Origin of the sequence: Paenibacillus agaridevorans (assembly GCF_003112455.1) — a bacterium.
Classification (GTDB): Bacteria; Bacillota; Bacilli; order Paenibacillales; family Paenibacillaceae; genus Pristimantibacillus; species Pristimantibacillus agaridevorans.
Window position 1 is genome coordinate 23,193 of sequence record NZ_BDQX01000138.1, and the last position, 1,037, is coordinate 24,229.

The following is a 1,037-nucleotide window of genomic DNA, read 5'->3' on the forward strand; positions in this document are numbered from 1 at the left end:
TCGCTCTGTTCATGCATCGCCGCGGCCGCAGCCCCTTCGACCCGATGGGCGTCGCACGGCTCCGCCAACGTGCCGATAACGCGCGGCCAGCCGTTTTCCGTCAGCATCGTGCCGACAAGCGGGCCTAGCGCATCCCCGGTGGAACGATCGGTGCCGATGCAGACAAACAGAATCTTCTCCCTGTCCGGCTGCAACCGGGCAATGTCGGCGACAAACGAAGCTAACCGTGCGGGAGTTCCGAGCTCCTGTTCAGCCTGCGGTGTCTTGCCGATAATCATACCTTTATTTCCTCCGCTCCTCAGGTCCTGGCTACATTCAATCTTCTACAGTGTTTCTGAAAAAAACGCAGCATCGGAGGCATTCGCTATTGTACTGATAACCAAACTTTTTGAACTCGCACTTCTACTTTCCTACTCCCCATTGTACCCGATATGGCCCCGCCTCTTCAATTTGGTGGTGCACGCCATATGCAACATGGTACAATGACGAGATCAGCGTTCAAGCAATAAAGGAGGGAACAAACCGATGACTGATTTGCAGTCGCCAACACAGGACAATCTCGAGTTCATGATCGAAGCTATCAAGACCAAGCTGAGAATGGCTTCAGGCGCCGCTATGCAAGCCGGAAGCTTCAGCCTCGCCTGCTACGAAGACGTCAAGGATATCTACGACATCGTCGCAAGCAAGGATAAGTTCAGCATCAGCGAAGTAGAAGCGATTGTATCGGAGCTCGGCAAGCTTCGCAAGTCATAATAATCCCAGAACAACCCATTATTTTGTATTTTCAGACAAATAATGCGCGCTCCAATTTCTACAAAATCACGCTGCGACGATTGGCCAGCCCTGAATAAACAAAATCACTCTGACGGGTGACTCAAAAACTCCAAAACGTCCAGTCACTCACTGTCTAACGGACATAAAGAGGTTGTCGATTCATTGTGAGTAACTGAGCGGAAACGTTCTGCTTTCGCTGACGGACCTCAGAACCTCTATTTGCAGCATTTTCGCGATATTGAAAATCTAACGGACTCAGATGA

The 1,037-nt window shown here is 50.8% G+C and carries 2 protein-coding genes; one reads left to right on the plus strand and one right to left on the minus strand.

Annotation, left to right across the window (positions count from 1 at the left end; translation table 11 throughout):
• The coding region (locus PAT3040_RS13465; RefSeq protein ID WP_146200424.1) for a DUF1256 domain-containing protein at nucleotides 1-278 on the minus strand (278 nt) is incomplete at its 3' end.
• Nucleotides 279-525: 247 nt separating this feature from the next.
• On the opposite strand from PAT3040_RS13465, the gene PAT3040_RS13470 reads away from it, so the two are divergent.
• Nucleotides 526-753 carry a DUF1128 domain-containing protein gene (locus tag PAT3040_RS13470; RefSeq protein WP_108993061.1) on the plus strand — a complete coding sequence of 76 codons (228 nt, stop codon included), beginning with the start codon at nucleotides 526-528 and terminating at the stop codon, nucleotides 751-753.
• Nucleotides 754-1,037: the final 284 nt, after the last annotated feature.

Bases quoted from the DNA above. Each gene is read 5' to 3' on its own strand.
- PAT3040_RS13470 (WP_108993061.1), top strand. From the start codon at position 526: ATGACTGATTTGCAGTCGCCAACACAGGACAATCTCGAGTTCATGATC.